This is a genomic window from Chitinophaga varians (assembly GCF_014529945.1).
Classification (GTDB): Bacteria; Bacteroidota; Bacteroidia; order Chitinophagales; family Chitinophagaceae; genus Chitinophaga; species Chitinophaga varians.
The window spans coordinates 16095-38882 of the sequence record NZ_JACVFB010000002.1; the positions used below are offsets into that span (position 1 = coordinate 16095).

Annotated in this window: 15 protein-coding genes and 2 tRNA genes; 8 read left to right on the forward strand and 9 right to left on the reverse strand. The window is 49.0% G+C overall.

Annotation, left to right across the window (positions count from 1 at the left end; genetic code table 11):
• Positions 1–20 precede the first annotated feature (20 nt).
• Entirely contained in the window at positions 21–3668 is a 3648-nt protein-coding gene (locus ICL55_RS07815) for a BamA/TamA family outer membrane protein (RefSeq protein ID WP_188095799.1), read from the reverse strand.
• Positions 3665–4516, reverse strand: a complete 852-nt coding sequence (locus ICL55_RS07820) for a hypothetical protein (RefSeq protein WP_188095801.1) — start codon at positions 4514–4516, stop codon at positions 3665–3667. Before ICL55_RS07820 ends, ICL55_RS07815 begins: the two co-directional genes overlap by 4 nt.
• 123 nt (positions 4517–4639) lie before the next feature.
• On the opposite strand from ICL55_RS07820, the gene ICL55_RS07825 reads away from it, so the two are divergent.
• Genes ICL55_RS07825 through ICL55_RS07845 form a run of 5 tightly spaced genes read left to right on the forward strand, consistent with a single transcriptional unit; the run spans position 4640 to position 10375 of the window.
• Entirely contained in the window at positions 4640–5887 is a 1248-nt protein-coding gene (locus ICL55_RS07825) for a Pycsar system effector family protein (protein WP_188095804.1), read from the forward strand.
• 6 nt (positions 5888–5893) lie between these two features.
• Positions 5894–7885 (forward strand): polyphosphate kinase 1, encoded by a 1992-nt coding sequence (gene ppk1 / locus ICL55_RS07830; protein ID WP_188095806.1) that lies wholly within the window; start codon positions 5894–5896, stop codon positions 7883–7885.
• 28 nt (positions 7886–7913) lie between these two features.
• Positions 7914–8423 carry a thioredoxin family protein gene (locus tag ICL55_RS07835; protein ID WP_188095808.1) on the forward strand — a complete coding sequence of 170 codons (510 nt, stop codon included), beginning with the start codon at positions 7914–7916 and terminating at the stop codon, positions 8421–8423.
• 7 nt (positions 8424–8430) lie between these two features.
• The gene (locus ICL55_RS07840; RefSeq protein WP_188095810.1) at positions 8431–8940 is read left to right on the forward strand and encodes a DUF4442 domain-containing protein; all 510 of its coding nucleotides are present in this window, start codon (positions 8431–8433) and stop codon (positions 8938–8940) included.
• Positions 8941–8968: 28 nt separating this feature from the next.
• The gene (locus ICL55_RS07845) at positions 8969–10375 is read left to right on the forward strand and encodes an MBL fold metallo-hydrolase RNA specificity domain-containing protein (RefSeq protein WP_188095812.1); all 1407 of its coding nucleotides are present in this window, start codon (positions 8969–8971) and stop codon (positions 10373–10375) included.
• A gap of 112 nt (positions 10376–10487) precedes the next feature.
• On the opposite strand, the gene ICL55_RS07850 is transcribed toward ICL55_RS07845, so the two are convergent.
• Both ICL55_RS07850 and ICL55_RS07855 read right to left on the reverse strand, forming a co-directional pair.
• Positions 10488–13655, reverse strand: coding sequence for a ligand-binding sensor domain-containing protein (locus tag ICL55_RS07850; protein WP_188095814.1), 3168 nt, complete (start codon positions 13653–13655; stop codon positions 10488–10490).
• A 160-nt stretch (positions 13656–13815) separates the two neighbouring features.
• Positions 13816–14556, reverse strand: a complete 741-nt coding sequence (locus ICL55_RS07855) for an SDR family oxidoreductase (protein WP_188095816.1) — start codon at positions 14554–14556, stop codon at positions 13816–13818.
• A 78-nt stretch (positions 14557–14634) separates the two neighbouring features.
• Here ICL55_RS07855 and ICL55_RS07860 point away from each other — a divergent pair, with 78 nt between their 5' ends.
• The gene (locus tag ICL55_RS07860; RefSeq protein ID WP_188095818.1) at positions 14635–15024 is read left to right on the forward strand and encodes a winged helix-turn-helix transcriptional regulator; all 390 of its coding nucleotides are present in this window, start codon (positions 14635–14637) and stop codon (positions 15022–15024) included.
• Here the strand turns inward: ICL55_RS07860 and ICL55_RS07865 are convergent.
• The 5 genes from ICL55_RS07865 to ICL55_RS07885 all read right to left on the reverse strand — a co-directional run bounded on the left by ICL55_RS07865 (position 15002) and on the right by ICL55_RS07885 (position 20236).
• Positions 15002–18052 carry a DEAD/DEAH box helicase gene (locus ICL55_RS07865; protein ID WP_188095820.1) on the reverse strand — a complete coding sequence of 1017 codons (3051 nt, stop codon included), beginning with the start codon at positions 18050–18052 and terminating at the stop codon, positions 15002–15004. The two genes, ICL55_RS07860 and ICL55_RS07865, sit on opposite strands and share 23 nt — an antisense overlap.
• 338 nt (positions 18053–18390) lie before the next feature.
• Positions 18391–18462, reverse strand: a tRNA-Glu gene (locus ICL55_RS07870).
• A gap of 92 nt (positions 18463–18554) precedes the next feature.
• The gene (locus tag ICL55_RS07875) at positions 18555–19238 is read right to left on the reverse strand and encodes a DUF1345 domain-containing protein (protein WP_246496196.1); all 684 of its coding nucleotides are present in this window, start codon (positions 19236–19238) and stop codon (positions 18555–18557) included.
• 80 nt (positions 19239–19318) lie between these two features.
• Positions 19319–19996, reverse strand: coding sequence for an SMI1/KNR4 family protein (locus ICL55_RS07880; RefSeq protein ID WP_188095822.1), 678 nt, complete (start codon positions 19994–19996; stop codon positions 19319–19321).
• Positions 19997–20164: 168 nt separating this feature from the next.
• Positions 20165–20236 (reverse strand) — tRNA-Glu (locus ICL55_RS07885).
• Between the two features lie 140 nt (positions 20237–20376).
• On the opposite strand from ICL55_RS07885, the gene gap reads away from it, so the two are divergent.
• Both gap and ICL55_RS07895 read left to right on the forward strand, forming a co-directional pair.
• On the forward strand, positions 20377–21393 hold the full coding sequence (gene gap / locus ICL55_RS07890) for a type I glyceraldehyde-3-phosphate dehydrogenase (RefSeq protein ID WP_188095824.1): 1017 nt from the start codon (positions 20377–20379) through the stop codon (positions 21391–21393).
• Positions 21394–21556: 163 nt separating this feature from the next.
• Positions 21557–22747 (forward strand): phosphoglycerate kinase, encoded by a 1191-nt coding sequence (locus tag ICL55_RS07895; RefSeq protein ID WP_188095826.1) that lies wholly within the window; start codon positions 21557–21559, stop codon positions 22745–22747.
• The last annotated feature ends 41 nt before the right edge of the window (positions 22748–22788 follow it).

A 22788-nucleotide genomic window follows, 5' to 3' on the forward strand; every position in this document is an offset into this window, starting at 1 on the left:
CCCCGGTCTTTTTTTATGCATCAGAATTTAAATCCTAGTGTGATGTACGGTATGGTTTCTTCACTCGAATGCCCTATTACTGCCGTAACAATCAGTGCGTTCACCGGCGCCAGGTATACCCCGCCACCATATCCGTCGTGCCATACATGCGAACGTTCATCGTCTTTCCATACGCGGCCCACATCGTTAAAGGCCAGCAGTCCTACTGTGGCCGGTAATACATAGGTCTTCAGATCAAACAGCTTCACTCTTATCTCTGTGTTGTTGTAGGCAGATGCACTACCCGCAAAGCGGTAGTTGCGGAAACCACGCAGGTTTTGTGTCCCTCCGATGGTAGCTGCCTGGAAGAACTCGTAGTCGCCCCAGATTTTGCTGCCACCAAAACGGCTAACGATCACAAAATTGGCCGGCATCCGGAAACTCATATAAAGGCTCAGGTCTGATTGCAGGCGGGTATAGTTGCGGCTATCGCCGTTGAGGCCTTTGCTGCCGGTCCAGGAGGTGGTCCATAAGATACCTCTTGTCGGTATCAACTTGTTATTACGGGTATCTACCTGTGCCACCAGTTTTAATCCTGCATAGGATTTATTGCTGTATACGCTGGCAGAGTCCAGTCCATTTTGAGCGAAATTGGTGATAAAGCGATTATCGTTTTCGTCTTTATTAAATGCATAGTTGTTCAACGTGGGGCCGTATGAGATACTGAAGTGATTACTCAGCGTAGTACGGAGCAAAGCTTCCAGCGAGTAGAGGTTAAACCGTGCGCGATAATAGGTAATGCGTTTACCGCCGCTTTTATCGAAAACCGTTTCATTGCCGAGGCCGAAGAAGTTGATAGTATTGTTCGGTGCTTTGGCGCTTGCTGCCAGCAAAAGATCTGATTTACCGATTACATCGGTGAATTCCCCATCGTATTTGAAATTCCATGCTCTGGTGGCCAGCGAGTGGGTAGCTGTAAAGATATGTTTGGCGGCATACGGTTCTTTACGGAATGAATGACGGATCATTTGTAACGCCACGCCGAGTTGAACACCATCGTCCCGGTTGTAGGCTCCTGCCAGCATCGGGAAAGTTTTGTTATACTGAAAGGCACTGCGGTTGTAGCGGATATTCTCCGGATCATCTGACAGGCGGCGTTGTGTATGACCATCGAGCTGGAAAGTATCCTTTCCGGTGCGCTGGTCGTATATCCGTATCCGTTTGCCGCCGCCGGCAGTAGAGCTGTCGATGTAGGTATCTGCATCTTTACCGCCGATGAGGCGTATCCGTATCGGCGTGCCGTGGTTGCCTTTGATCTCGAAGCGGTCGTGCCCACCCAGCCCGTATACGTTCACCTCTTTTGTCTCTTTGGGGTTGAAGGTGCGGGAATAGATGTTCTGCTCTACTTCTCCCTTTTTGCTGATCTTGAACATGTTCAGGGATACCGCGCCGCCTTCCAGCTTTTCCACCTGTATCAGTTCATTTTTCTGCGTAGCGGGTACGTCTACTCCTTTAGCCAGAAAGCGGTAGTATTTAAGCATGTTGTCTTTGAGGATGTCGCGGCGAACGGAGAGCCGGTGTAGCATCATAGGACCTACCTGCTTGCGGATAGTTTCCGGGAAAGCATTGACAGATGCCTGTATCACGCTGTCCGTCATTTTGCGGAGGAACTTGTCCGTTTGTTTTTCCCAGTCTTTTTTCTCCAGCTCATTCATAAAAGAGCGGTCGAAATAGCGGGCACTGAACTGGAAGCCATTCACATCCGGGATACGATCGCGGAAGCCCTGAATACCAGGAAGAATCCATGGCTTGCAGATCAAACGGGGCAACAGGCCTTCATTCACGAAGAACGCCTGGTCGCGGTCACGCGGCACCGGATAATAGTATTCCTGCCCTTTGTGTTTTTCCCGGTACCAGCGCCATTGGTCATCATGGCGGTCAAAGTCCATGATATAGGTATCGAAGATACGTGCGCGCAGCACGGCTTTCTGGTCAACGTGAATATCATTGTCACCCAGTACTTTATCGAGTACTTTAGGGGTACTGTAGGTTTTGTCTTTATCGCCGGTTACCGGTTCTCTTTCTTCCAACAGAAACACCTCATTACCGAATACATTGGCATAAGTACCGAGGGTGGTATCCAGTGGTAAATACACAAAAGAAGGATGGGTATGCGGTACCCCTGCCGCTTCCGCCAGTACGCTGACGGCCAGCGGGGCGTAAGGATTAGAGGCTGAAATCTGGTCCTGTACTACTTCGCGGGCGATGGTTTCACGCAGCATTTCCGGGATGGCCGCCAGTGGGAATTTCTTCAGGGAGCGCATCGCGTATTCTGTGCCGGAGCTGTCTGCCAGCCGGAGCGAGTGTGTTTGTTTACCGCCACCACGCTGTAAGATGGTATATCCTTCCTTCTGCAGGTCTATTACGGGGAAATTCATCGGCGTATTCCATACCTCCCGGTAGTTGTTGCCCAACAGGAAGCGATGGAATTTATTGACGTGGGCATACTGTGTATCAGCGGCTACTTTCACATATGCCGGCAGGTTGGAGGGTTCGCGGAATTGCAGTCCCTGGCTGCGGATATCCTGAATCCGCAGTACTGTATCGCTGAAAGCCGGTGTTGACAAGTCTTTCGCAAGAAAGTACTGCGCTCTCACCGTACCGTCGGACATGACTTCCAATGCGCTGAAACCATTCTCTGATGTAGCATACAATGACTTGCTGCCTTTTTTCACCCGGTTATTTTTAGCGCCGCTGCCACTCACGATATAGGTGTTGGGATTGTCTTTTATCAGCTGTAACGTATGATCGTGGCCGGACACAAAAACAACAGGACCATGTGGTTTAAACGCTTCCTCCACCCCTTTGATCATGTTCTGATATGTAGGGTTGGGGATATCTTCTGCTGTGCCAAATACGCCACGTGCCAGCGGATAGATAGATCCTATCACCGGCAGGGGCACATACAGCCAGGGTTTCAGGTCGGTGAGCGGGAAAATATGTTGTTTGATAGTATAGTAGCCACCATGAGGGCCATAACTGCGGAAGGGATGGTGCGTAGCAAAAATGAGCAGTTTGTTGCGGTTATTGGCAACGATATCGGCCAGTCTGCCCACTACCTCTTCCTTGTCCTTACAGTCGCAGGATGATGCTGCTCCCGGCTTCTGATAAGGGAATACCCACCATTCGCTGTCCATGATGATGAGGGTGATGTTGTTTGCCAGCTTTACTTCCACCGGGCCGGGGCAGCCGTCTTTAGGCTGGAAGTCCACGTTCTCCAGATGCAGGGAGTCTATATACTGTTGCTGGTTGCGGATTACCTGCCACCCATCGGGTTTACTCTTGTCCCAGTCATGGTTGCCGGGAACAAAAATGCCTTTGGCGCGGGTACCTTTTACCAGTCCTACCTGATAATCCAATATCTCTTTGGCCATCGGATAGGATTTATGGGACTCGTCCGGTAACCCCCGCGGGTATACGTTATCACCAAGGAACAGGACCGTATTAATATCTTCCTGTAGGTTGTATTTCTGTCTTACTGCGTCTACCACGGGGTTACGCCCGTTTTCGTGCAGTTCACCGGCATCGCCGATGAGGATAATTCTTTTAACGACGGCGGGCGATTGCGCAAACATGCGACCGCAGGTCAGAAAAGCTAGTGCGACAAGGATAATGGCTTTGTTGATCATTTGCGCTGGTAAGTGAATTTTAGAATATTGGCTGTGCCGTCATAACCGCCTTCATTGGAGATATACAGATCGCCGTTGGCCGCAAAGGTAAGGCCTTCCGGTTGGAGGAAGAGCCGATGTTTGAGGTTATAGGCTTCCTGTACATGGCCCTGCAGGTCGGTGATCACCAGCAGCCCGTTGACCGACGCCACGATATACAGTCTTTTCTCAATAGGATGTACGGCGGCGGCAGATGGTTTAAAGAAGCGCATGTCTGTACCGGCCAGTTTCGCTATCTCCGCATTGTTCAGCCGGTAGATAGGGACCGTGTCAAACGTGCGGGTAGTGAGGTCGAAACGGTAAGCGCTGGTCATGCCGTCTTTTTTATCATCATGTGCATTTTTAGATACCAGCACAATCGCGTGACGGGCGCTGTCGAAATAGGTGGTTTCAAATTCCCGTTTCCCTTCTTTGGGGAATTTGTAGTGGGTGCTGGAAACGCTGTCGGTAAAAAGCCCGTGTACTTCGTACAAGGAGCCGTTGCTTTTGAGCACAAACCAGCCGCTGTCTGTACGGCATATGTCTTCATAGTCTCCGTTTTTAGCGAATTTCCAGGAAGGATATGCTTTGGTGGTATGTACGTTGATCTGATACACCCGGCCTTCTTCGTCGTTGATCGCAATCATATTGTTTTCATCCGGGAAAGCTTCGATACCGGAGATCTCCTGCATCGATTCCCTGACCCTGTAACGTACCGGCGTTTTGAGGTCGTAGCCTGCCGGAGAGGCAAATACTTTCTGTTCCTGATCGCTGATGTTATTGCAGGAAAGGAACATTAACATGATTAGCAACAGGGTTGTTCTGTTCATACATCGGCTTTGTAGCATAAATTTAACTCAAAAATGCAGTAACTTCCCTCATGCAAAGGCGCAAAATCGGGGGAATGCACGCAAAAGTACCGCTTTCTCCCTTTGCCGGACAAAACTAAGAATATGCAGAACAGCTCACTCATCGATGCCGCCAGAGACTTTGTGATGGCCCAGTACCAGCAACATCCGCATCCTGAACTGGTATATCACAACCTAGAACATACGCTGCAGGTGGTAAAGGCAGCCGCTCAGATCGCCGCCCACTACCGCCTCCGGGACGAAGAATTACAAGCCGTTTACGTTGCTGCATGGTTCCACGATGCCGGCTATCTGATAGGCGAAGCCGGCAAACATGAAGAAAACGGCGCCGTGGAAGCTGTCAACTTCCTGCAAAGCCAGCAGGCACCGGAAAATATTCAGACGATGGTAAAAGGGGCCATCCTGGCCACTAAAATGCCACAGTCGCCCCATAGCCTGGTAGAACAGATCGTCTGTGATGCAGACCTGTTCCACCTCGGCTCTAAAGACTTCGCCGACCGCAATAAGCTGCTGCGCAAAGAGGTAGAGATGAGAACACAGCAGGAAGTACCCACCAGCACCTGGCTGGCGGGTAATATCAAATTCCTCACTGCCCACCACTACTGGACTGACTACGCGCAGACCTACACCAAACAACAAAAAGAAGAAAACCTGCAGAAGCTGTATAAAAAAATGGAAAAAAAATCTGCCGAAGCTGCTGAACAAGTGGCCACACCGGCAATTACACCGTCGGACAACGGCACCACGGCCGATGCCCAACTCCTGGAAAAAAACAAAAAGAAAGATAAAGATAAAAAGCCCGACCGGGGGGTGGAAACCATGTTCCGCATCACCTCCACCAACCATATCCGGTTGAGCTCTATGGCCGACAGCAAAGCACATATCATGATATCGGTCAACTCCATTATCATTTCCTTTATGCTCACCGTGCTGGTTAGGCGGATAGAAGACTATCCCAATATGGTTATTCCGGCGATCATCTTCCTGGTCACCTCTGTCACCACCATCATCTTTGCGGTGCTGGCCACCCGTCCCAATGTCACCAGCGGGACTTTCACCAGAGAAGATATCAACAACAAAAATGCGAACCTCCTTTTCTTTGGTAATTTTTATAAGATGAAGCTCGATGAATACGAGTGGGGAATGAGGAAGATGATGGACGACGCTGATTTCCTCTATGGCAGCATGACCAAAGACGTATATCATCTCGGGGTGGTATTGGCCCACAAATACAAACTGCTCCGCATTTCCTATAACGTTTTTATGTTTGGTCTGATTTCGTCTGTGCTGGCCTTCATGATCGCAGCCATCTTTTTCCCGGTAAAAGCATAAGTATTCATGGCCATTCCTTTATATAACCGCGATCTCAGCTGGCTGTCCTTCAACCACAGGGTATTACAGATGGCAGCCGACTCACAGGTACCACTATACGAACGTATTAAATTCCTGTCCATCTTCTCTTCCAACCTCGACGAGTTTTTCCGTGTCCGGATGCCCGCCATCCTGGCCATCAACAAAGTACTGGAACGTGATCCTGACGCCGCCGGCGAAGAGTCTCCCACACCGGAAACATTACAGGAAGTGATGGACACCATCAATCGTCAGCAGGAAGAATACGGGAAGATATTTACCGGTATGGTCTTACCGGCGATGCAGCAACAGGGCATCACGCTTTTTTATGGAACGGCGCTGGCGCCCGAACTGGCGGCCCGTACCCGGTCTTACTTTCAATCTACCGTACAAGCCTGGCTACAACCGGTATGGCTGAGCCAACGGCATAAAAAGTTCTTCCCGGAAAACAACGCATTATACCTTGTCGTGACACTCAGTCCGCAGGCTACGCCCGATAAGCAGGAGATAGTGCTGGTGAATATTCCCTCAGGGCTGAAACGTTTTCTGACACTGGAGGCACCTGACGGGAAGTTCCACATCGCTTTCCTCGATGATATTATCAGGGCCCATCTGCCCTATCTTTTCCGTGGGTACGTCATTCATCAGAGCTATTGCATCAAACTCACGCGCAATGCGGAAATAGATATGGATGAAATGAAAGGTGATGTGCTGGAAGAAATAGAAACCATGATCCGCAAGCGGGAACTGGGCGTCCCTACCCGTTTCCTGTATGATGCCACTATGCCGCTGTCGCTGCGCAACTTCCTGGCTGGCCAGTTTGAAGTAGCAGATAATGAAATGGTGCCCGGCGGCCGTTACCACAACCTGAAAGACCTGGCAGACCTGCCCATGCCGGCGGGCCTGCAGGGCGCCTTATATCCCAAAGCCAGACCGGTGGTGCAGCCGGAAGCAGCAGCGGCCGATTACCTGTTGGACCTGATACAGCGCAAAGACCTCCTGCTGCATCTCCCGTATGAGCAGTACGACCCCGTACTGCGGTTCTTCAGCGAAGCAGCCGTAGACCCGGATGTAGAAGAGATATACGTGACCCTTTACCGCATCGCCTCCGGCTCACAGATAGCGCAGGCACTGATCAGCGCCGCACAAAACGGCAAAGCGGTGACCGTGTTCGTGGAGCTGAAAGCCCGTTTCGATGAAGCCAATAACATCCGCTGGTCGAAGAAAATGAAGGAAGCCGGCGTAAAACTGATTTATAGTATCCCCGGTATGAAAGTACACGCCAAAACAGCGCTGGTAAAGCGCCGGCGCGGCTACCTCTGGGACTACTCCGGTCTGATTGCCACGGGTAACTTCAACGAAAGCACAGCACGGTTTTATACAGACCACGTACTGTTTACTTCCCATGCCGGCATTACCCGGGAAATGGAGCTGTTGTTCCTCTACCTGCAAAGCCGCGAGCAGCCGATGGCCTATCATTTCCTGCAATTTGAACACCTGCTGGTAGCGCAGTTTAACATGCTTAGCCGCTTTACCGATATGATAGACCGGGAGATCGCCAACGCCCAAAAGGGCCTGCCGGCGAAGATCACCGTTAAGATCAATAATCTCCAGGAGAAATCGATGATCGCCAAGCTGTACGAAGCACGTCAGGCTGGTGTGGAAGTGGATTTGATTGTCCGTAGTATCAACTGTTTGCAGACAGGTATTCCTGAAAGCAACGGTATCCGGGTGGTGCGTATTGTGGACCGTTACCTCGAACATGCGCGGGTGTTTATCTTCCATAACAATGGCCAGGAAGAAGTGTACATGGGTTCAGCCGACTGGATGAACCGAAACCTGCACCGCCGCATAGAAGTATGTGTGCCGGTATATGACGTTGCGCTCCGGCAGCAGCTGAAAGACATCGTGGCTTTACAACTGGCCGACAGCCGGCAGGCGCAGCAGCGCATTCAGGCTTATGTGCAAAATATAGTGTAAATTAGATAGGATGAATAAATCGATTTTTATGAAGAAGATGGTATGGACATTGCTGTTTGGGCTGTTCTTCGCCATACCGGCGACGAAAGTACAGGCGCAGACACATGACCTGGAACACATTTACAACCCATCCGCAGATGCCAGGGCGGATATAGCCGCTGCCGTTAAAAAGGCCGCTGCCGAGAAAAAACATGTGCTGTTACAGATAGGTGGTAACTGGTGCATCTGGTGCAAGCGGCTGTATAAATTCGTGGAGGATGATGCAGAGCTGAAAGCAGCCATGGACAAAAACTATGTGGTATATCACCTCAACTACAGCAAGGAAAACAAGAACCTGCCTGTCCTGAAAGAACTGGGATATCCGCAGCGCTTTGGCTTCCCTGTACTGGTTGTGCTGGATGCCAAAGGCAACCGGCTACATACGCAGAACACCGGCCTGCTGGAATCGGCAGACTCCTATGACAAAAAGAAGCTGACGGAGTTCTTCAAACAATGGTCTCCTGCCGCTTTGCTGCCTTCCAATTACGTCAACGAATAATACTGCCATGAATAACGGCATAACCACTTTCAACACGGATGCTGTGCATACTTTTATAAAGTTTGCGCAGCATCCGTTTAAGTTTAGGGCTTACCTCCTCTGGAAGCTGCCAGCCGCCTGGCTGGCTGGCGTACGGATGCAGGCCATCGGGGAAGATGCCTGTACTACCTCCGTACCTTTCCGCTGGTTGTCACAAAACCCCTTCCGTTCCACTTACTTCGCCTGCCTCGCGATGGCCGCAGAAATGAGCACCGGCCTACCTGCCATGATGTATGTTCAGAGTGCACCCAAACGTATATCCATGCTCGTTACCGGACTGGAATCCACCTTTGTGAAAAAAGCTACAGGCCTCACTTACTTCACCTGTAGCGATCTTCCTGCGCTGAAAGAAGCCATCAGCAAAGCCATGAACCAGGAGGAGGCAGTCACCGTTACCATGCGCAGCGAAGGCAGAGACAAACAAGGCACACTAATTGCCTCGTTCGCTGTCACCTGGTCTTTTAAAGGAAAATCATAAATGGTGGTCATCACCCTAAATCAAGGATATGAAAATAGCATTTCATGGTGCGGCCCGCACCGTTACCGGCTCCAAACATCTTATTACACTAAAGAACGGAAAGAAGGTCTTGTTAGACTGCGGCATGTTTCAGGGCATGGGCCCCGAAACCGATGACCTGAACAGGGACTTTGGTTTTGACCCGGCTGAAGTTACGTATATGGTCCTCTCGCATGCCCATATCGACCACTCCGGCCTGATTCCCCGCCTGGTGAAAATGGGCTACAACGGTGATATCTACTGCACGCCCGGTACCCGCGACATGACGGAAATCCTGCTCCTCGACTCCGCAGAAATACAGGAAGATGATGTGAAGTTCACCAACAAAAAAAGAGCAAACGAAGGCAAACCATATGTGCTCCCGCTCTACACCGTGGAAGATGCCAAAAGCGCGATCCGTTTTCTCAAACCTGTCAACAACTATAACACCTGGATCAACATTGATCCGGATATACAAATCATGTTCACCGATGCCGGTCATATCGTAGGTGCCGCCTCGGTACATCTGCGTATCACAGAAAACGGCAAAACGGAACAGATTACCTTCAGCGGTGATATCGGCCGGTACAATGACGCCATCCTCAAATCACCCGCTACCTTCCCACAGGCAGATTATATCCTCATCGAGTCTACGTATGGCAGCACGTTGCATGCCGACGCGGCTCCCGCCGATGCAGAATTACTGCGTTACATCAAAGAAACCTGTGTGGAAAAAAGAGGTAAGCTGATTATCCCTGCTTTCAGCGTAGGTCGTACACAGGAACTGCTGTATGCACTGAATAAAGCACAGCTGAATGGTACCCTGCCAAGCGTAGACATCTTCGTGGACAGCCCACTGTCTACTGAAGCTACTGCTGTTACCAAAGCACATCCGGAAGTATTTAACCGCGAAGTATCTGACGTGTTGAAACGTGATGACGATCCATTTGATTTTCCGGGATTACACTACGTAAAATCTGTAGACGAATCCAAAGGACTTAACTTCCGCAAAGAGCCTTGCGTGATCATCTCTGCCTCGGGAATGGCGGAAGCCGGTCGCGTAAAGCACCACATCGCCAACAACATCGACGAAGAAAGGAATACCATTCTCATTGTGGGCTATTGCGAACCGCAATCACTCGGTGGCCGCCTGATGCGCGGTGCGAAGGAAGTGTCTATCTACGGTACCCGCTACGAAGTGAAAGCTGAAGTAGGCGTTATCCGCTCCATGAGCGCACACGGCGACTATGAAGACCTCAGCCAGTGGCTCGCCTGCCAGAACCCGACCGACATCAAAAAATTATTCCTCGTACATGGTGAATATGACGTGCAGGTTATCTTCAAAAACTGGTTGCTCAAAAAAGGATTCCTGGATATAGAAATCCCGGAAAGACATTATGAGATCGGGCTGAGATAAATTACGATTTACAAATTACGAATGACGAATTGAGGGCTATCTTTTAGAGAGGTGACTAAACAAACTTCCAATAAGCGGGCCCTTAATTCGTCATTCGTAATTTGTAATTGATTTATTCATGTACATAAGGGAACCAGATATTAACCCTTGTCCCGGTGGCATTTCCGGCTCCATCATTCAGATCTTCAATATCAAAACTGGCATCCATATTAAAGCGGCTGTTGTATAACTGTAACCTGTCGCGTGTGATCTGCAGCCCGCGTGAGTAGTGTTGCTTATCCATTTTTCGCAGCGCTGCCGACCTGACCCTGCCGATGCCGTTATCTTCTATAGTACATAATACCCTGTCGCCTATACGGGCAAACATGATCCTGATTTTTCCCTGGTCAGGGATATGCAGAATACCATGCCAGATAGCATTTTCCACAAAAGGCTGCAGGATCATGGTGGGTATCTCCACAAAATCCGGTTCCAGTTCAGGGTCTACGATAAACTCATATTCAAAGGCATCTGCAAAACGCAGTTTTTCCAGTTCCAGGTAGTTGGTGAGCATATTGACCTCTTTAGACACCGGTATGTTGTTCAGCTGGGAGTTGTCCAGCACGTTCCGGATCAGTCGTGCGAAACGCGCGAGGTAAGCGAGCGCCTGCTCTGTCTCGCTCTTCATCATAAATGTCTGAATGGAGTTCAGCGCATTGAAAATAAAATGCGGATTCATTTGAGCACGCAGGGCTTTCATTTCCAGCTGAGCCATCTGTTGCTGGATGGCCGCCCTTTCACGGGCCTCTTTCTTTACTGAGGCAATACGCAGACGAATATACAGATACACCAGTCCAAGTGCCAGCAGCAGGCACAGTATACGGAACCAGGGCGTTTGCCAGAACGCCGGCCGGATAAATATTTTCAGTTCACTGATATGCAGCGAGGTGGTGCCGGCGGAATTGACAGCCCTTACCCGGAAAGTATAGTTCCCCGGGGCCAGGTTGGTGTATTTGGCCACCAGTATATTTTCCGCACTAACCCAGTCTTCGTCCAAGCCTTCCAACTGATAGAAATAGCGGATCTTCTCCTGATGATAAGACAGACTTTTGAATTCTATGCTGATGATATTCTGGCGATGATTCAGCTCTACCGGTTTATTATCCCGCAGCGCCTCTTCTATCAGCACAATGCTGTCCAGCGCCTTCATGTTCACGATGGTCACATCTGGCGGAGGTGGCGCCACCTCCAGCTTATTCGGTTCAAATACTACAAAGTGGTCTGAGGCTCCCACCAACAGCCGTCCGTCTTTCAGCCAGGAAATGCGGCGACGCACCTTGCGGGAGTTATCGATAATATCATCGTTCTGCGTAAAAGTCTCAAGGCGGCCGCGGGGGATCGTATACCGGTAAAAGCCATAGGGTGTGATAAACCAGAATTTCTCCGGGGTGTCTTCCCGTATATTCAACACCCATTCATCAAAGAGCTGTCCATCAATTCTGACGGGCACATAAGTGCCCTGGCGGGTATTGTACATCCATAGTCCATGGTCCGTTCCGGCCAGCAGCGTGCTGTCATTGAATCTCACCAACGAAGTAACATTGTTATAGCTGTGCTGCAACCATTCAAAATTCTGGCGGGCGACGATCCTGCGGGTATGCGGATTAAAAAGGATCAATCCGCCGCCGCTGGAAGCCAGCCACAGTAGGGAATCTCCTTCTGTCACGAGCTGCAGCACCGATAAAGGCCGCTTCAGGGAATCCGTGATCTCATGGTAGTAGTTAAACTGATTGGTACGCGGATTCCAGCTGGCCAGTCCGCGCTTGTAAAGCCCTATCCACACAGAAGTATCGCCCTGTACCAGCATGCGCAACAAAGTTTGTTCATGCAACGCCGGAGAAGTGAGATGCCGGATAAATCGCCCCGTAGCGGGGTTAAAGAGCGACAGGTTACCATTCTCCTGTCCGACGAGGATGATCCCATTTTTCAGTTCAGCGAAGGTCCATACCAGTCCTCTTTGTTCCGGAATAGTGGTAGTGGTATCTTCCCCATGAAAGTAGTTGCCCAGCAGCTGCAGGCTGGAAGACAAACGGCTGAATCCTTTTCCCCAGTATCCCACATATACGTCTCCGTTACTGGCCTGAAAAATACCTGTTACTTCCGCGGCCGGCAGCCGTTCTTTTGTCTTTTCAAAAACGGTGCGGTGGTCCAGCATCCGGAAAGAGGTATTGTGAATACTGAGAATATTCACTCCGTGGTCTGTGCCTATCCAGAGGTGGCCTTCACGGTCGCTCAGCATACAATTGGCCTCATAGTCGTAGTGAAACCCACGTTCATCGGTATTGTTGCTGGAGATGTTAAAATCAAAGCGTCGCAGGGAATCATTGAAGCGGAAGATGCCGCCTTTTTCCGTAGCCACCCATAGGTCTTTGTTACCATCCGTCATCACATCAAAAATATGATCGACTTCAGGGGTATTGAAGCGGTATTCCTGCAGCTTATTGACAGTGGGATCGTACTGGTACAGGATGCCCTGTCGGCCGGCAAGCCATATATGATGATGGTTATCGGTGTATATCTTTTTAAAGCTGTTGTGGATATCCAATACCGGCAGATGCCGGGGATTGTTAGCCGGTGAGAACAGCTGTTTCCTGTCACGGTCCAGGATGTAGAGGTTCCCGGTTCCGCTTATCCAGAGGTTGCCGGCTTCATCTTCCATGATGCCGTCCTGCATTTCAAGCCGGTCTGCCTCGGGTACCATTGCAGCTTTGTGAAAGCTGAAAGACGCTTCATCAAACTGCATGAGGCCATCGCGGGTGGTGGCCCATATGATACCGTTATGGTCCTGTATGATATTACTGCATTGCAGTCCTTCGGGTAGTTCCGCCCTGTTGGCCACTTTGAGTGTCCTGATGGCCATTGTTACCGGATCGTATACACGAATGTTGTCCGGAGTGCCCATCCATATGCGGCCGCGGTTATCTTCACAGAGACAGATATCATCATAATAAATAGAGCCGGGCACCCTGTCGAAATTGGCCATGGTCACCAGATTGGTACCATCGTACCGTTGCAGGGCGGTGCTGGCGATCCAGATAAATCCTTTACGGTCCTGCAGGATAGCCGAAACGTGGTTACTGGCAAGGCCATTGCTGATATCGAGGTGCCGGAAATGATAGGAAATATTTTCCTGCTGCGCGGTGGCAGGGAATGTGACAGACAGGCAACACAACAGGCAATATAGATACCTCTTGAGGTGATACCGCAATGGGGCGACGGACCAGATAAACTGTTCGATCATGGCATTCAGGAAAATAGTGGCTGTGGGATAAAAGTACTAAATGTTGCCCTGATATTTCAAAAATATCAAAGCAGAACGATAGTCCCTGCTTAGTTTTTCTAAAACCGAAAGCACCACCCCACAGCCACCCGTCTGAATAGTCCACAGCACAGGCCGGTAACTACAGGCTCATACCGCCATCCATCACCAGTTCGGCCCCGGTGACAAAAGAAGCTGCTTCGCCGGACAACTGTACCACCATCTTCCCAATGTCATCGGCTTTTCCCATGTGCTTCAGCGGAACGCGGTCAACGATCCACGATTTCACGCCTTTGAGTTGCGCTTCATCGTATCCCTGTTTATGCAGAATTTCTGTTTCAATAGGGCCGGGACTGATCGCATTCACCCTGATCCTGCGTGGCGCCAGTTCTATCGCCGCAATTTTCATCACCGCATTCAAAGCGGCTTTGCTGGAAGAGTAGATGGAGGAATTGGCCACACTCATGCTGGCCGTGTTGGATGACAGGAATATCACGGACGCGCCCTCTTTCAGGATAGGAATAAACCGGCTCAGTGTAAAGTAGGCACCTTTAAAGTTCACATCTATTACCTGGTCAAATACCTCTTCCGTTGCCTGTTCGATGGCCGCTCCCCCCAGGACGCCGGCATTGATGAACAGAATATCTACCGTCCCGAATGTTGCTTTGACATTGTTGGCCAGGCTTTCTATGTCTTTGAGGTTTCCCTGATCTGCCACGAGGCCGGTTACGCCCAGTTCTGCCGCGGCTGTTTCGATGGCAGCTTTCCGTCGCCCTGTAATAATGACTGTCGCGCCCTGCTGCTTCAATTCTTTGGCGGTAGCGTAACCAATCCCGCTATTGCCGCCGGTTACTACCGCTATCTTCCCTTTTAGTGTTTCCATGGTTCTTATGTTTAATTCATGGCAAAGGTATGAGCGAATTGGTATAACTTTGTAACCAGTATCACAGAGTATACCAGTATGACAGACATAAAACGATTGGAAGAAATAGCCGAAGTGCTGAGTAATCCCCGCAATCAGAAGGATGAATTACAGGCATTGCAGGACACGATTTATGTTATCGGAGGAAAATGGCGGCTGCCCATTATCAACTCCATCTGCAATGGCAACAAGCGTTTCCGTGAGATAGAGCGCAGTATTCCAGGCATCACCACACGCATGCTCTCACGGGAGCTGAAAGAAATGGAAGCGAATCAGTTGATCAAAAGAACGGTCACCCCCTCCTCTCCGGTGGTGGTGGAATATACGGCTACCGGCTATTGCCGATCATTCGGGGATATTATTCTGGAGATGATCAAATGGGGAAAGGCGCACCGGAAGAAGATTATCAGGAAGCCGGAGAAGGAGTAACAGCCCTATTCTGGGCCATTTCCCTTTCAGTAAGCCATTTAATATAACTGTATAGTTGGCCGGAAGGTGTTGTATTGCTTTTCGCTAATACTTCCTTACAGCCAAACAGGACAAAAGCATCTTTTGCTCTGGACACGGCCACATTCAGCATGTTTACGCCCCGGTCAAAAAAATATGCCTTGTTGACGTCGTTGGTACCATAAGTGGAAGAAAACAAGACGACGGAGCGTTCTGCACCCTGTAGCGCATGTACAGTGCCAATGGTCAGTCCTGACAAGTTAATGCCCGATTTTCGAAACGTCTTGACCAGTTCATATTTTTGTCCGGTAAAGGGGGTAATGATCCCGACAACATCTGCTAACCGAAGTTTCTTAACAACCCGCTTTTCCCTGATAGCTGACGCATTTTCTACCTCTTGATAGTAGGTAATAATTTGCTCCTGGTTAGTTAAGATCCATGTTGCAATTGCAGCAGCTTCTTCCTGATTAGCCCTGCTGGTACCTCTCATTTCTGAGATACCGTTGACAAGCTGAAACTGCATGGGTGCGAACGGTGCTCCTTTCGAAGGACCTTTTTTAGCTTCCAATAGTCCGTGATAAGCGAGTTTATTGCAGTATGTTATAATTTCATCAAAGCAACGCCGATGTTCTGTTAGCATCATTCCCCGCTCCATATCCGGATACAGCTGGTAAGGTGTTGCCTTTTGCGCCAATTTCATGATACTGCCGGAACTGCTTAAAAAGCCTTTAGTGAACAACTCACCAATCTCATGTTGGTCGTTAATATTGGCTATCACATTATAGCGAAAGAGGTTGGCATGGTCTACCTTGGCAGGTACATTCCATACCGGCTCTATCTGTAGTGTATCTCCCACCACTACTGCTTTTCGCGCCAATGCAAAAGTAGCCGCACCGACTTCCGGTGACACCTGCCCTGCCTCATCGACAATAAGCAGATCAATAAATGCCGCCAGAGGTGGCGTATCCCAAACACTTCCTGATCCACTTCCGCTAATATGCTTTGAATAAGTAAAAAATTTCGGTGCCATAAAAAATGTGGATACAAAGCAGGGACTTAGCATCGCAAATCGTTGCCAACGTTTTTGTGCATCGGTCGTTGTATTTCTGCGAACACGATCCTCCGCAACAACCTCCCCTGCTGCCAGTATCCAGCGGCCCTCCCAATAATGGACAGCCAGATAAAACATATCGTATTTCAATCCCATTTCCAACTCATCGTAGAAGAACAATTGCCGGTTATGTTCCGCTGCTTTAAATCCTTCATCATCGATAGGTGGATTTGCATGTATCCTACAATCTTTTTTCCACTGGTTCCAGAGCTGTGCATACTTTCTGATCTGTTGTATCAACTTCAGTTTCTCATTAAAAAAATGGTGAAAAGAGTTCATACGGTAAAAGTCCACCATATCATAACTTAAGGGACAATCGCGAAAAAGCCCGGATAACCGGAAAGCTCTTTTTTCCTTTACAAAACGAAGGAAGGCAAAGAGTTTTATCCAGATAGACTCACTATCCAGGTAATCAGCTATTTTTTGTTCAAGCTCCCGGAGAGCGGATTCAATTTGTTCAAGTTGTCCTTCATCCAGCTCATTGTAGTGAAACAGCTTAATATCGGCATGCGGTTTCAATGTTTCGATAAGGGAGGGAATTGTCTTATACTGTTGCCACAACCGGATGCCCTCTTCAACTTGTGCCTGCTTCTCTTTCAGTCTGCCCTGCAGCAACCGGGTAATGTCTTCAATACCCAAACCCTGGTGCTCCATACAACGCTCAAAGTTATCAATGTACTGAACTTCGGCAGTAGCGAGGTAGGAGACGTTTTCCTTGTCAATATGTGCACCCGCCAGGCGTCCGCCAATACGTTTAAGATGTGGAATATCCGGCGCCACGTTTTTTCCCTGTGCCGGGAGGTACAGGCCAAACCCTTTAATACCGGGCAACCAGCGCTCATACAGCAGTCCTGGCTTCGGTACGATGGCAGAAAAACTATCGATAATATTAGTAACCGCCTGGTTGTTGGTAGAGCAGGCAAGAATCACAGCCGGCGCATCTCCTTTAAGGGCGCTCCGTACAACTTCATTCGCCACCACACTTTGCAGTAACGTGGTTTTACCAGTACCCGGAGGGCCATTCACTGCAAGAATTTCACCATTGCCCAGCTTTTGCAGATGATATAAAGCCTTTCGTTGAGATACAGATAACGGATAAGCGTAAGCCATCTGTCCCAGGTGAAGGGCCAACGTCTGTTCAAATTCATTTGCAGCCATTAGTGGCCGAAGTTGGGTTTCAACTTTATGAGCCAGCCTTTCCAATAGTGCAGGCACTTCTCTTTCCCGGATCAGGTAATCATACAATTTGATAATCCCATCTGCCGCTGTCGTTAAAGGCTCATAGACTACAATCGTATAGGAAAATTCAACAGTGTGACTGGCTGCTGTATACTGCCAAAGAGACATTCCTGTAATCTTACTGAAAACAGCCTGTAAATAATTTCGATAATCCGGCCAACTGCCTTCATTCAAAAAAGGCATGGCAAACGCCGCGTCTACCGTATCCACGTCAGAAAAAATGAAGTTTACTGCTTCATTTACCTGAGGCTCGAGATGTGGCCGGGGAATATAGGGGAAAGTATCTTCATGTGGCTTTAAAAAACCATTCCTGTTTATTACAGCTCTTATCCAAAACGGATAGCTGACATCAGGCTCTCCGGAATACTTGGTATACTCCGGATCAGGACTTACGCGGAAAGGCGCTATTAAAATATTCGTCTCATCCAGATATTCCCATTCCGGATCTTCCTTGTCCTTTCGTCCTTTTAGATCATTGAGTTGTGCCTCTGCTTTATCTATCAGTACAGCAGCATGTTCCGTCGAAACATGCCCCTTTATGAAATCCACAACTGCTTTATGCAGATGAATGGATTTCCCCACCGGTATTTCTACACGGGATGCGTCTGCAAGAGAGCTTCGCCAATATGCGAGCAGCTGTATATGTTCATTATTTGCCAAAATGCAGATTTATTTTGGAGTATCAGTTTAGGGTGTGGATGAACAATTGTACATGGTGCCTGGTCATATTTGAGTCGGGAGTGTACGTTTGTTCCTGGTTATTTGGGTTACAGCACGGAAACTTTATTTGTGCGCACTTAAACGAATATAACAATAAACCCATTAGGAATCAAATCAGCGTTCTATTAGAATGGAGGGGTGCCTGCCGGTTATGAAGAAGTCCTGAGGATATTCACCAGCGTGAACTAACAAACTATTTTAGTTGCTGATAATACGCATGCGTCCATTTACAGCTGCACTAAAAAGAAAAAGCCTGCAAAATTTGCAGGCTTTCTTCGTACCACGTACGGGAATCGAACCCGTGATTCCTCCGTGAAAGGGAGGCGTCTTAACCCCTTGACCAACGCGGCATTTCCGTTTTGGGATTGCAAAGATAGGGAATTGTTTTACATCGCAAAATTTTTTTCAAATATTTTTTCGAAAGATGATCAACAAGATTATTTTACTTGTGAATCAGCCCTGCAATCAGGTTGATTGTCAAAGCCATCACAAACGTATTGAGCAGGTAGGATATCAGTCCGTGCACCAGCACCGTACGCCGGATGATACGATTCCCGATCTCCACATCTGATACCTGGAAAGTCATCCCTATCACAAAAGAGAAATAAGCGAAGTCCAGATAGTCGGGATATTTCTCCTGGGGAAAGTCGAGCCCGCCGGCATGACGGGAAGCATCATTTTCATCATCATCATAAAACAGGTGGGCATAGTGAAAGCTGTACGTAGTATGTACCAACGCCCATGAAGAAAGGATACCAACAATAGCCACCGGCAGGTAAATAACCGGGTCGGCCGGTTCTTTGGATACCATGACCAATGCCACGATGATCATACTGGCAAATGAAGACACCAGTAGAAAAGTAGTCACGAAAGTACGGCTACCGTCATCGATACGTGCCCATGCGCGAATTTCAGGTACCTTACGCCGCACAAATACCAGCCAGGCAGTAGCGATGTAGGAGAGCGCAAATACATCCCATAAAAGCACGGAAAACACCAGCGGACTGACAGGCACGCGGCATATTCGCAGTATCGCCCAGGCGAGCGCTGTAAGCCCCAGACTGATCATAATACGCCGTAAAGGATAAAGGCGGAGTACATCTTTGAGCATTCTCCGTTTTGCCATAAAGTTGCCGGTTTGAAGTATATGCTATTAAAAGTAGCATTTTTATACAGGGAATGAGTGTGGTATTTATCAGCAGGGTATCAGCCCATTGCCCGGTGTTGTAATAGTACGTTCTTTTTCATCACTCGCAGCCATGGGGTCATCACGCCAACGCGGCGTCTGCGCTTAGGCATTTTGAAATTTTTTTGCCAGCCAGGGTACCAGAAACGGACTGTTGGCTCTCCATGCTGACGCATACCATGTGTAGACCCGAGGTCCTTCTTGCAAAGCGCTGCTAAGGTGGAACCATAAAAGATAATATCATTTCCATACATGGACAACACCGGATGCCCAGGTTCATCAATCATCATAAAACGATGGCCCCATATTGGAAAGATGCGGGAAATGCCCCTTGCTTTTGCAATGGCTGGTGTTATCCCACAGTCCTCATACACCCATGCAATCATACTGCGAATACGGCCTATATCCTGAGGGTAAGAGTAAAACCTGTTGTCCTCCGATGTGGAACCATCCTCATAGGTATAGATAAACGGCCTGTCCACCCCATTCATCGTGCGGTAAAAATTACGGAGTGGTTCCGGAAACGGGAACCCCATTTCTTTTTCAAAGGCGTGTAGCTCTTCTTCGGAAAGGCCAGGCAGCCATTTGGTACCGGGATCTATGCTGGCATAGGGATCATTCGGCGCTAATTGCGCCCATTTAGCCTCTGTTTCGGCTTTTAAGCGTCTAAAGAAAGTAAGGGAGTTATCAGGCTTCATGGCATATAGGGTGATTCAAAACTCATTTTAAGATATTACTTATTTCCGGTCGACGGAAAAATAAGGGCTACTGAAAAACAATAGCAGTATTAAAACATAAGAAAGAAAGGAAATGTATATACACCTGATACAAAATAAAAAGCCGATCATAATGATCGGCTTTCTTCGTACCACGTACGGGAATCGAACCCGTGATTCCTCCGTGAAAGGGAGGCGTCTTAACCCCTTGACCAACGCGGCGTATCGTTTTGGGATTGCAAAAGTACACTATTGTTTTATATTTCCAAAAAAAATTTTGATAACTCAAATTTATATTGATTAATAAACGCATTGATTGTAAATTCGCCTTCGATTTTTTCATACTCAAATCACGACAAAAAATGGGAACTACTCTCAAAATTGGTATTAATGGATTCGGCCGCATTGGCCGGTTGGTATACCGCCAGATTTACAAAATGCCCGGCATTGATGTGGTAGCTATCAATGACCTTACCAGCCCAACCGTGCTGGCGCATTTGCTGAAATATGATTCAGCGCAGGGTAGGTTTGATGCAGAAGTTAAACATTCCGAGAACGCAATTAATGTGAACGGCGAAGATGTGAAGATATATGCACAAAGAGACCCGTCTCAAATTCCCTGGAAAGAGCACGATATCGACGTAGTGATCGAGTGCACCGGCTTCTTTACTGATAAAGACAAAGCTGCTGCGCACATCACCGCTGGTGCAAAACGTGTTGTAATTTCCGCTCCTGCTACCGGTGATCTGAAAACGATCGTTTTCAACGTAAACCACGAACTGCTGGATGGTAGCGAAACAGTTATCTCCTGCGCTTCCTGCACCACCAACTGCCTGGCTCCAATGGCCAAAGTTCTGCAGGACAAATACGGTATCGTTACCGGTCTGATGACAACCATTCACGCTTACACCAACGACCAGAACACCCTCGATGCACCGCATCCGAAAGGTGACCTGCGCCGTGCCCGTGCTGCTGCTGCCAACATCGTTCCTAACAGCACCGGCGCCGCAAAAGCAATCGGCCTGGTTCTGCCTGAACTGAAAGGTAAACTGGACGGTAACGCTCAGCGTGTACCAACCATCACCGGTTCCCTCACTGAACTGACTACCATCCTCAGCAAAAAAGTAACAGCAGAAGAAGTGAATGCAGCGATGAAAGCAGCTTCCAACGAATCCTTCGGTTACACTGAAGATGAAATCGTAAGCTCCGACATCATCGGTATCCACTACGGTTCCCTGTTCGACGCTACCCAGACTAAAGTAATGACCGTTGGTGATCACCAAATGGTTAAAACCGTGTCCTGGTACGACAACGAAATGAGCTACGTATCTCAGCTGGTTCGTACTGTGAAGTACTTCGCCGGCCTGATCAGCAAATAATCAGATCGTATTCCCGGCAGTCAATGCCGGGATACTTTTTACATTCCGCGGAACAACTACACCATAGCAGCAGCCAGGCCAGATACATTTGGTTGACACTCGCTTTGTGCTGTTGGCCCGCGGTTTTTTTTATGGCTAAACCCTTTCTCTTAAATCGCTACATATGAGCAAATTCTCCGACTATAACTTCAACGGCCGCAAAGCCTTGGTGCGCGTGGATTTCAACGTTCCACTGAACGATAAATTCGAAATTACCGATGACACCCGTATGCGGGCTGCCGTTCCCACCATCAAAAAAATCCTCAAAGATGGCGGGGCTGTCATCCTCATGTCCCACCTCGGTCGCCCGAAAGATGGTCCTACTGATAAATACTCTTTAAGACATCTCATTTACCACCTCATCTCCCTGCTGGGCGGTACTACCGTAAAATTTGCGGAAGACTGCGTAGGCCCTGTAGCTGAAAAAGCCGCTGCCGACCTGCAAATGGGTGAAGTCCTGCTGCTGGAAAACCTGCGCTTCCACAAAGCAGAAGAGAAAGGCGACGCTTCTTTCGCGGAACAACTGGCTAAACTGGGCAACGTTTATGTAAACGACGCTTTCGGTACCGCTCACCGCGCACACGCCTCCACCGCTGTCATCGCTCAGTTCTTCGCTAAACCGGACCGCATGTTCGGCCTCCTCATGGAAGCAGAAGTAACCAACGCGGAGAAAGTACTGAACAACGCTACAGCCCCTTTCACCGCTATCCTCGGTGGCGCTAAGGTGAGCGACAAAATCCTGATCATCGAAACACTGATGGACCGCGCCAACAACATCATCATCGGCGGTGGCATGGCTTATACCTTCCTGAAAGCTCAAGGCAAGGAAATAGGTAACTCCCTCTGTGAAAATGATAAACTGGACCTCGCCAACGAACTGCTGGAAAAAGCACATACCAAAAATGTGAAACTGATCCTGCCCGTTGATTCTGTAGCGGCAGATAAATTTGCTGCTGACGCAGCTACGCAGGTGGTATCGAACGATAACATCCCTGCCGGATGGATGGGCCTCGATATCGGACCCGCTTCTGTAGCCCTCTTCAGCGAAACTATCCAGGCTTCAAAAACCATCCTGTGGAACGGTCCCATGGGCGTTTTTGAAATGGAAGCATTCCAGAAAGGTACTAAAGGTGTTGCGGACGCTATCGTTACCTCCACTGCCAATGGCGCGTTCTCTCTCGTTGGCGGCGGCGACTCTGTAGCGGCGGTTAACCAGTTCGGTCTGGCCGACAAAGTTAGCTACGTGTCTACCGGTGGCGGCGCTATGCTCGAATTCTTTGAAGGCAAAGTACTGCCCGGTATCGCAGCCATCTGATTGTAACCATCATCACACATAACAGTATTACGGATTTGCAG

Excerpts from the sequence above, each read along its gene's own strand:
- ICL55_RS07825 (WP_188095804.1), top strand. The coding sequence starts at position 4,640 with ATGCAGAACAGCTCACTCATCGATGCCGCCAGAGACTTTGTGATGGCC.
- ICL55_RS07820 (WP_188095801.1), bottom strand. The coding sequence starts at position 4,516 with ATGAACAGAACAACCCTGTTGCTAATCATGTTAATGTTCCTTTCCTGC.
- ICL55_RS07850 (WP_188095814.1), bottom strand. The coding sequence starts at position 13,655 with ATGATCGAACAGTTTATCTGGTCCGTCGCCCCATTGCGGTATCACCTC.
- ICL55_RS07875 (WP_246496196.1), bottom strand. The coding sequence starts at position 19,238 with ATGGCAAAACGGAGAATGCTCAAAGATGTACTCCGCCTTTATCCTTTA.
- ppk1 (WP_188095806.1), top strand. The coding sequence starts at position 5,894 with ATGGCCATTCCTTTATATAACCGCGATCTCAGCTGGCTGTCCTTCAAC.
- ICL55_RS07880 (WP_188095822.1), bottom strand. The coding sequence starts at position 19,996 with ATGAAGCCTGATAACTCCCTTACTTTCTTTAGACGCTTAAAAGCCGAA.
- ICL55_RS07815 (WP_188095799.1), bottom strand. The coding sequence starts at position 3,668 with ATGATCAACAAAGCCATTATCCTTGTCGCACTAGCTTTTCTGACCTGC.
- ICL55_RS07860 (WP_188095818.1), top strand. The coding sequence starts at position 14,635 with ATGACAGACATAAAACGATTGGAAGAAATAGCCGAAGTGCTGAGTAAT.
- gap (WP_188095824.1), top strand. The coding sequence starts at position 20,377 with ATGGGAACTACTCTCAAAATTGGTATTAATGGATTCGGCCGCATTGGC.
- ICL55_RS07855 (WP_188095816.1), bottom strand. The coding sequence starts at position 14,556 with ATGGAAACACTAAAAGGGAAGATAGCGGTAGTAACCGGCGGCAATAGC.
- ICL55_RS07835 (WP_188095808.1), top strand. The coding sequence starts at position 7,914 with ATGAAGAAGATGGTATGGACATTGCTGTTTGGGCTGTTCTTCGCCATA.
- ICL55_RS07840 (WP_188095810.1), top strand. The coding sequence starts at position 8,431 with ATGAATAACGGCATAACCACTTTCAACACGGATGCTGTGCATACTTTT.
- ICL55_RS07845 (WP_188095812.1), top strand. The coding sequence starts at position 8,969 with ATGAAAATAGCATTTCATGGTGCGGCCCGCACCGTTACCGGCTCCAAA.
- ICL55_RS07895 (WP_188095826.1), top strand. The coding sequence starts at position 21,557 with ATGAGCAAATTCTCCGACTATAACTTCAACGGCCGCAAAGCCTTGGTG.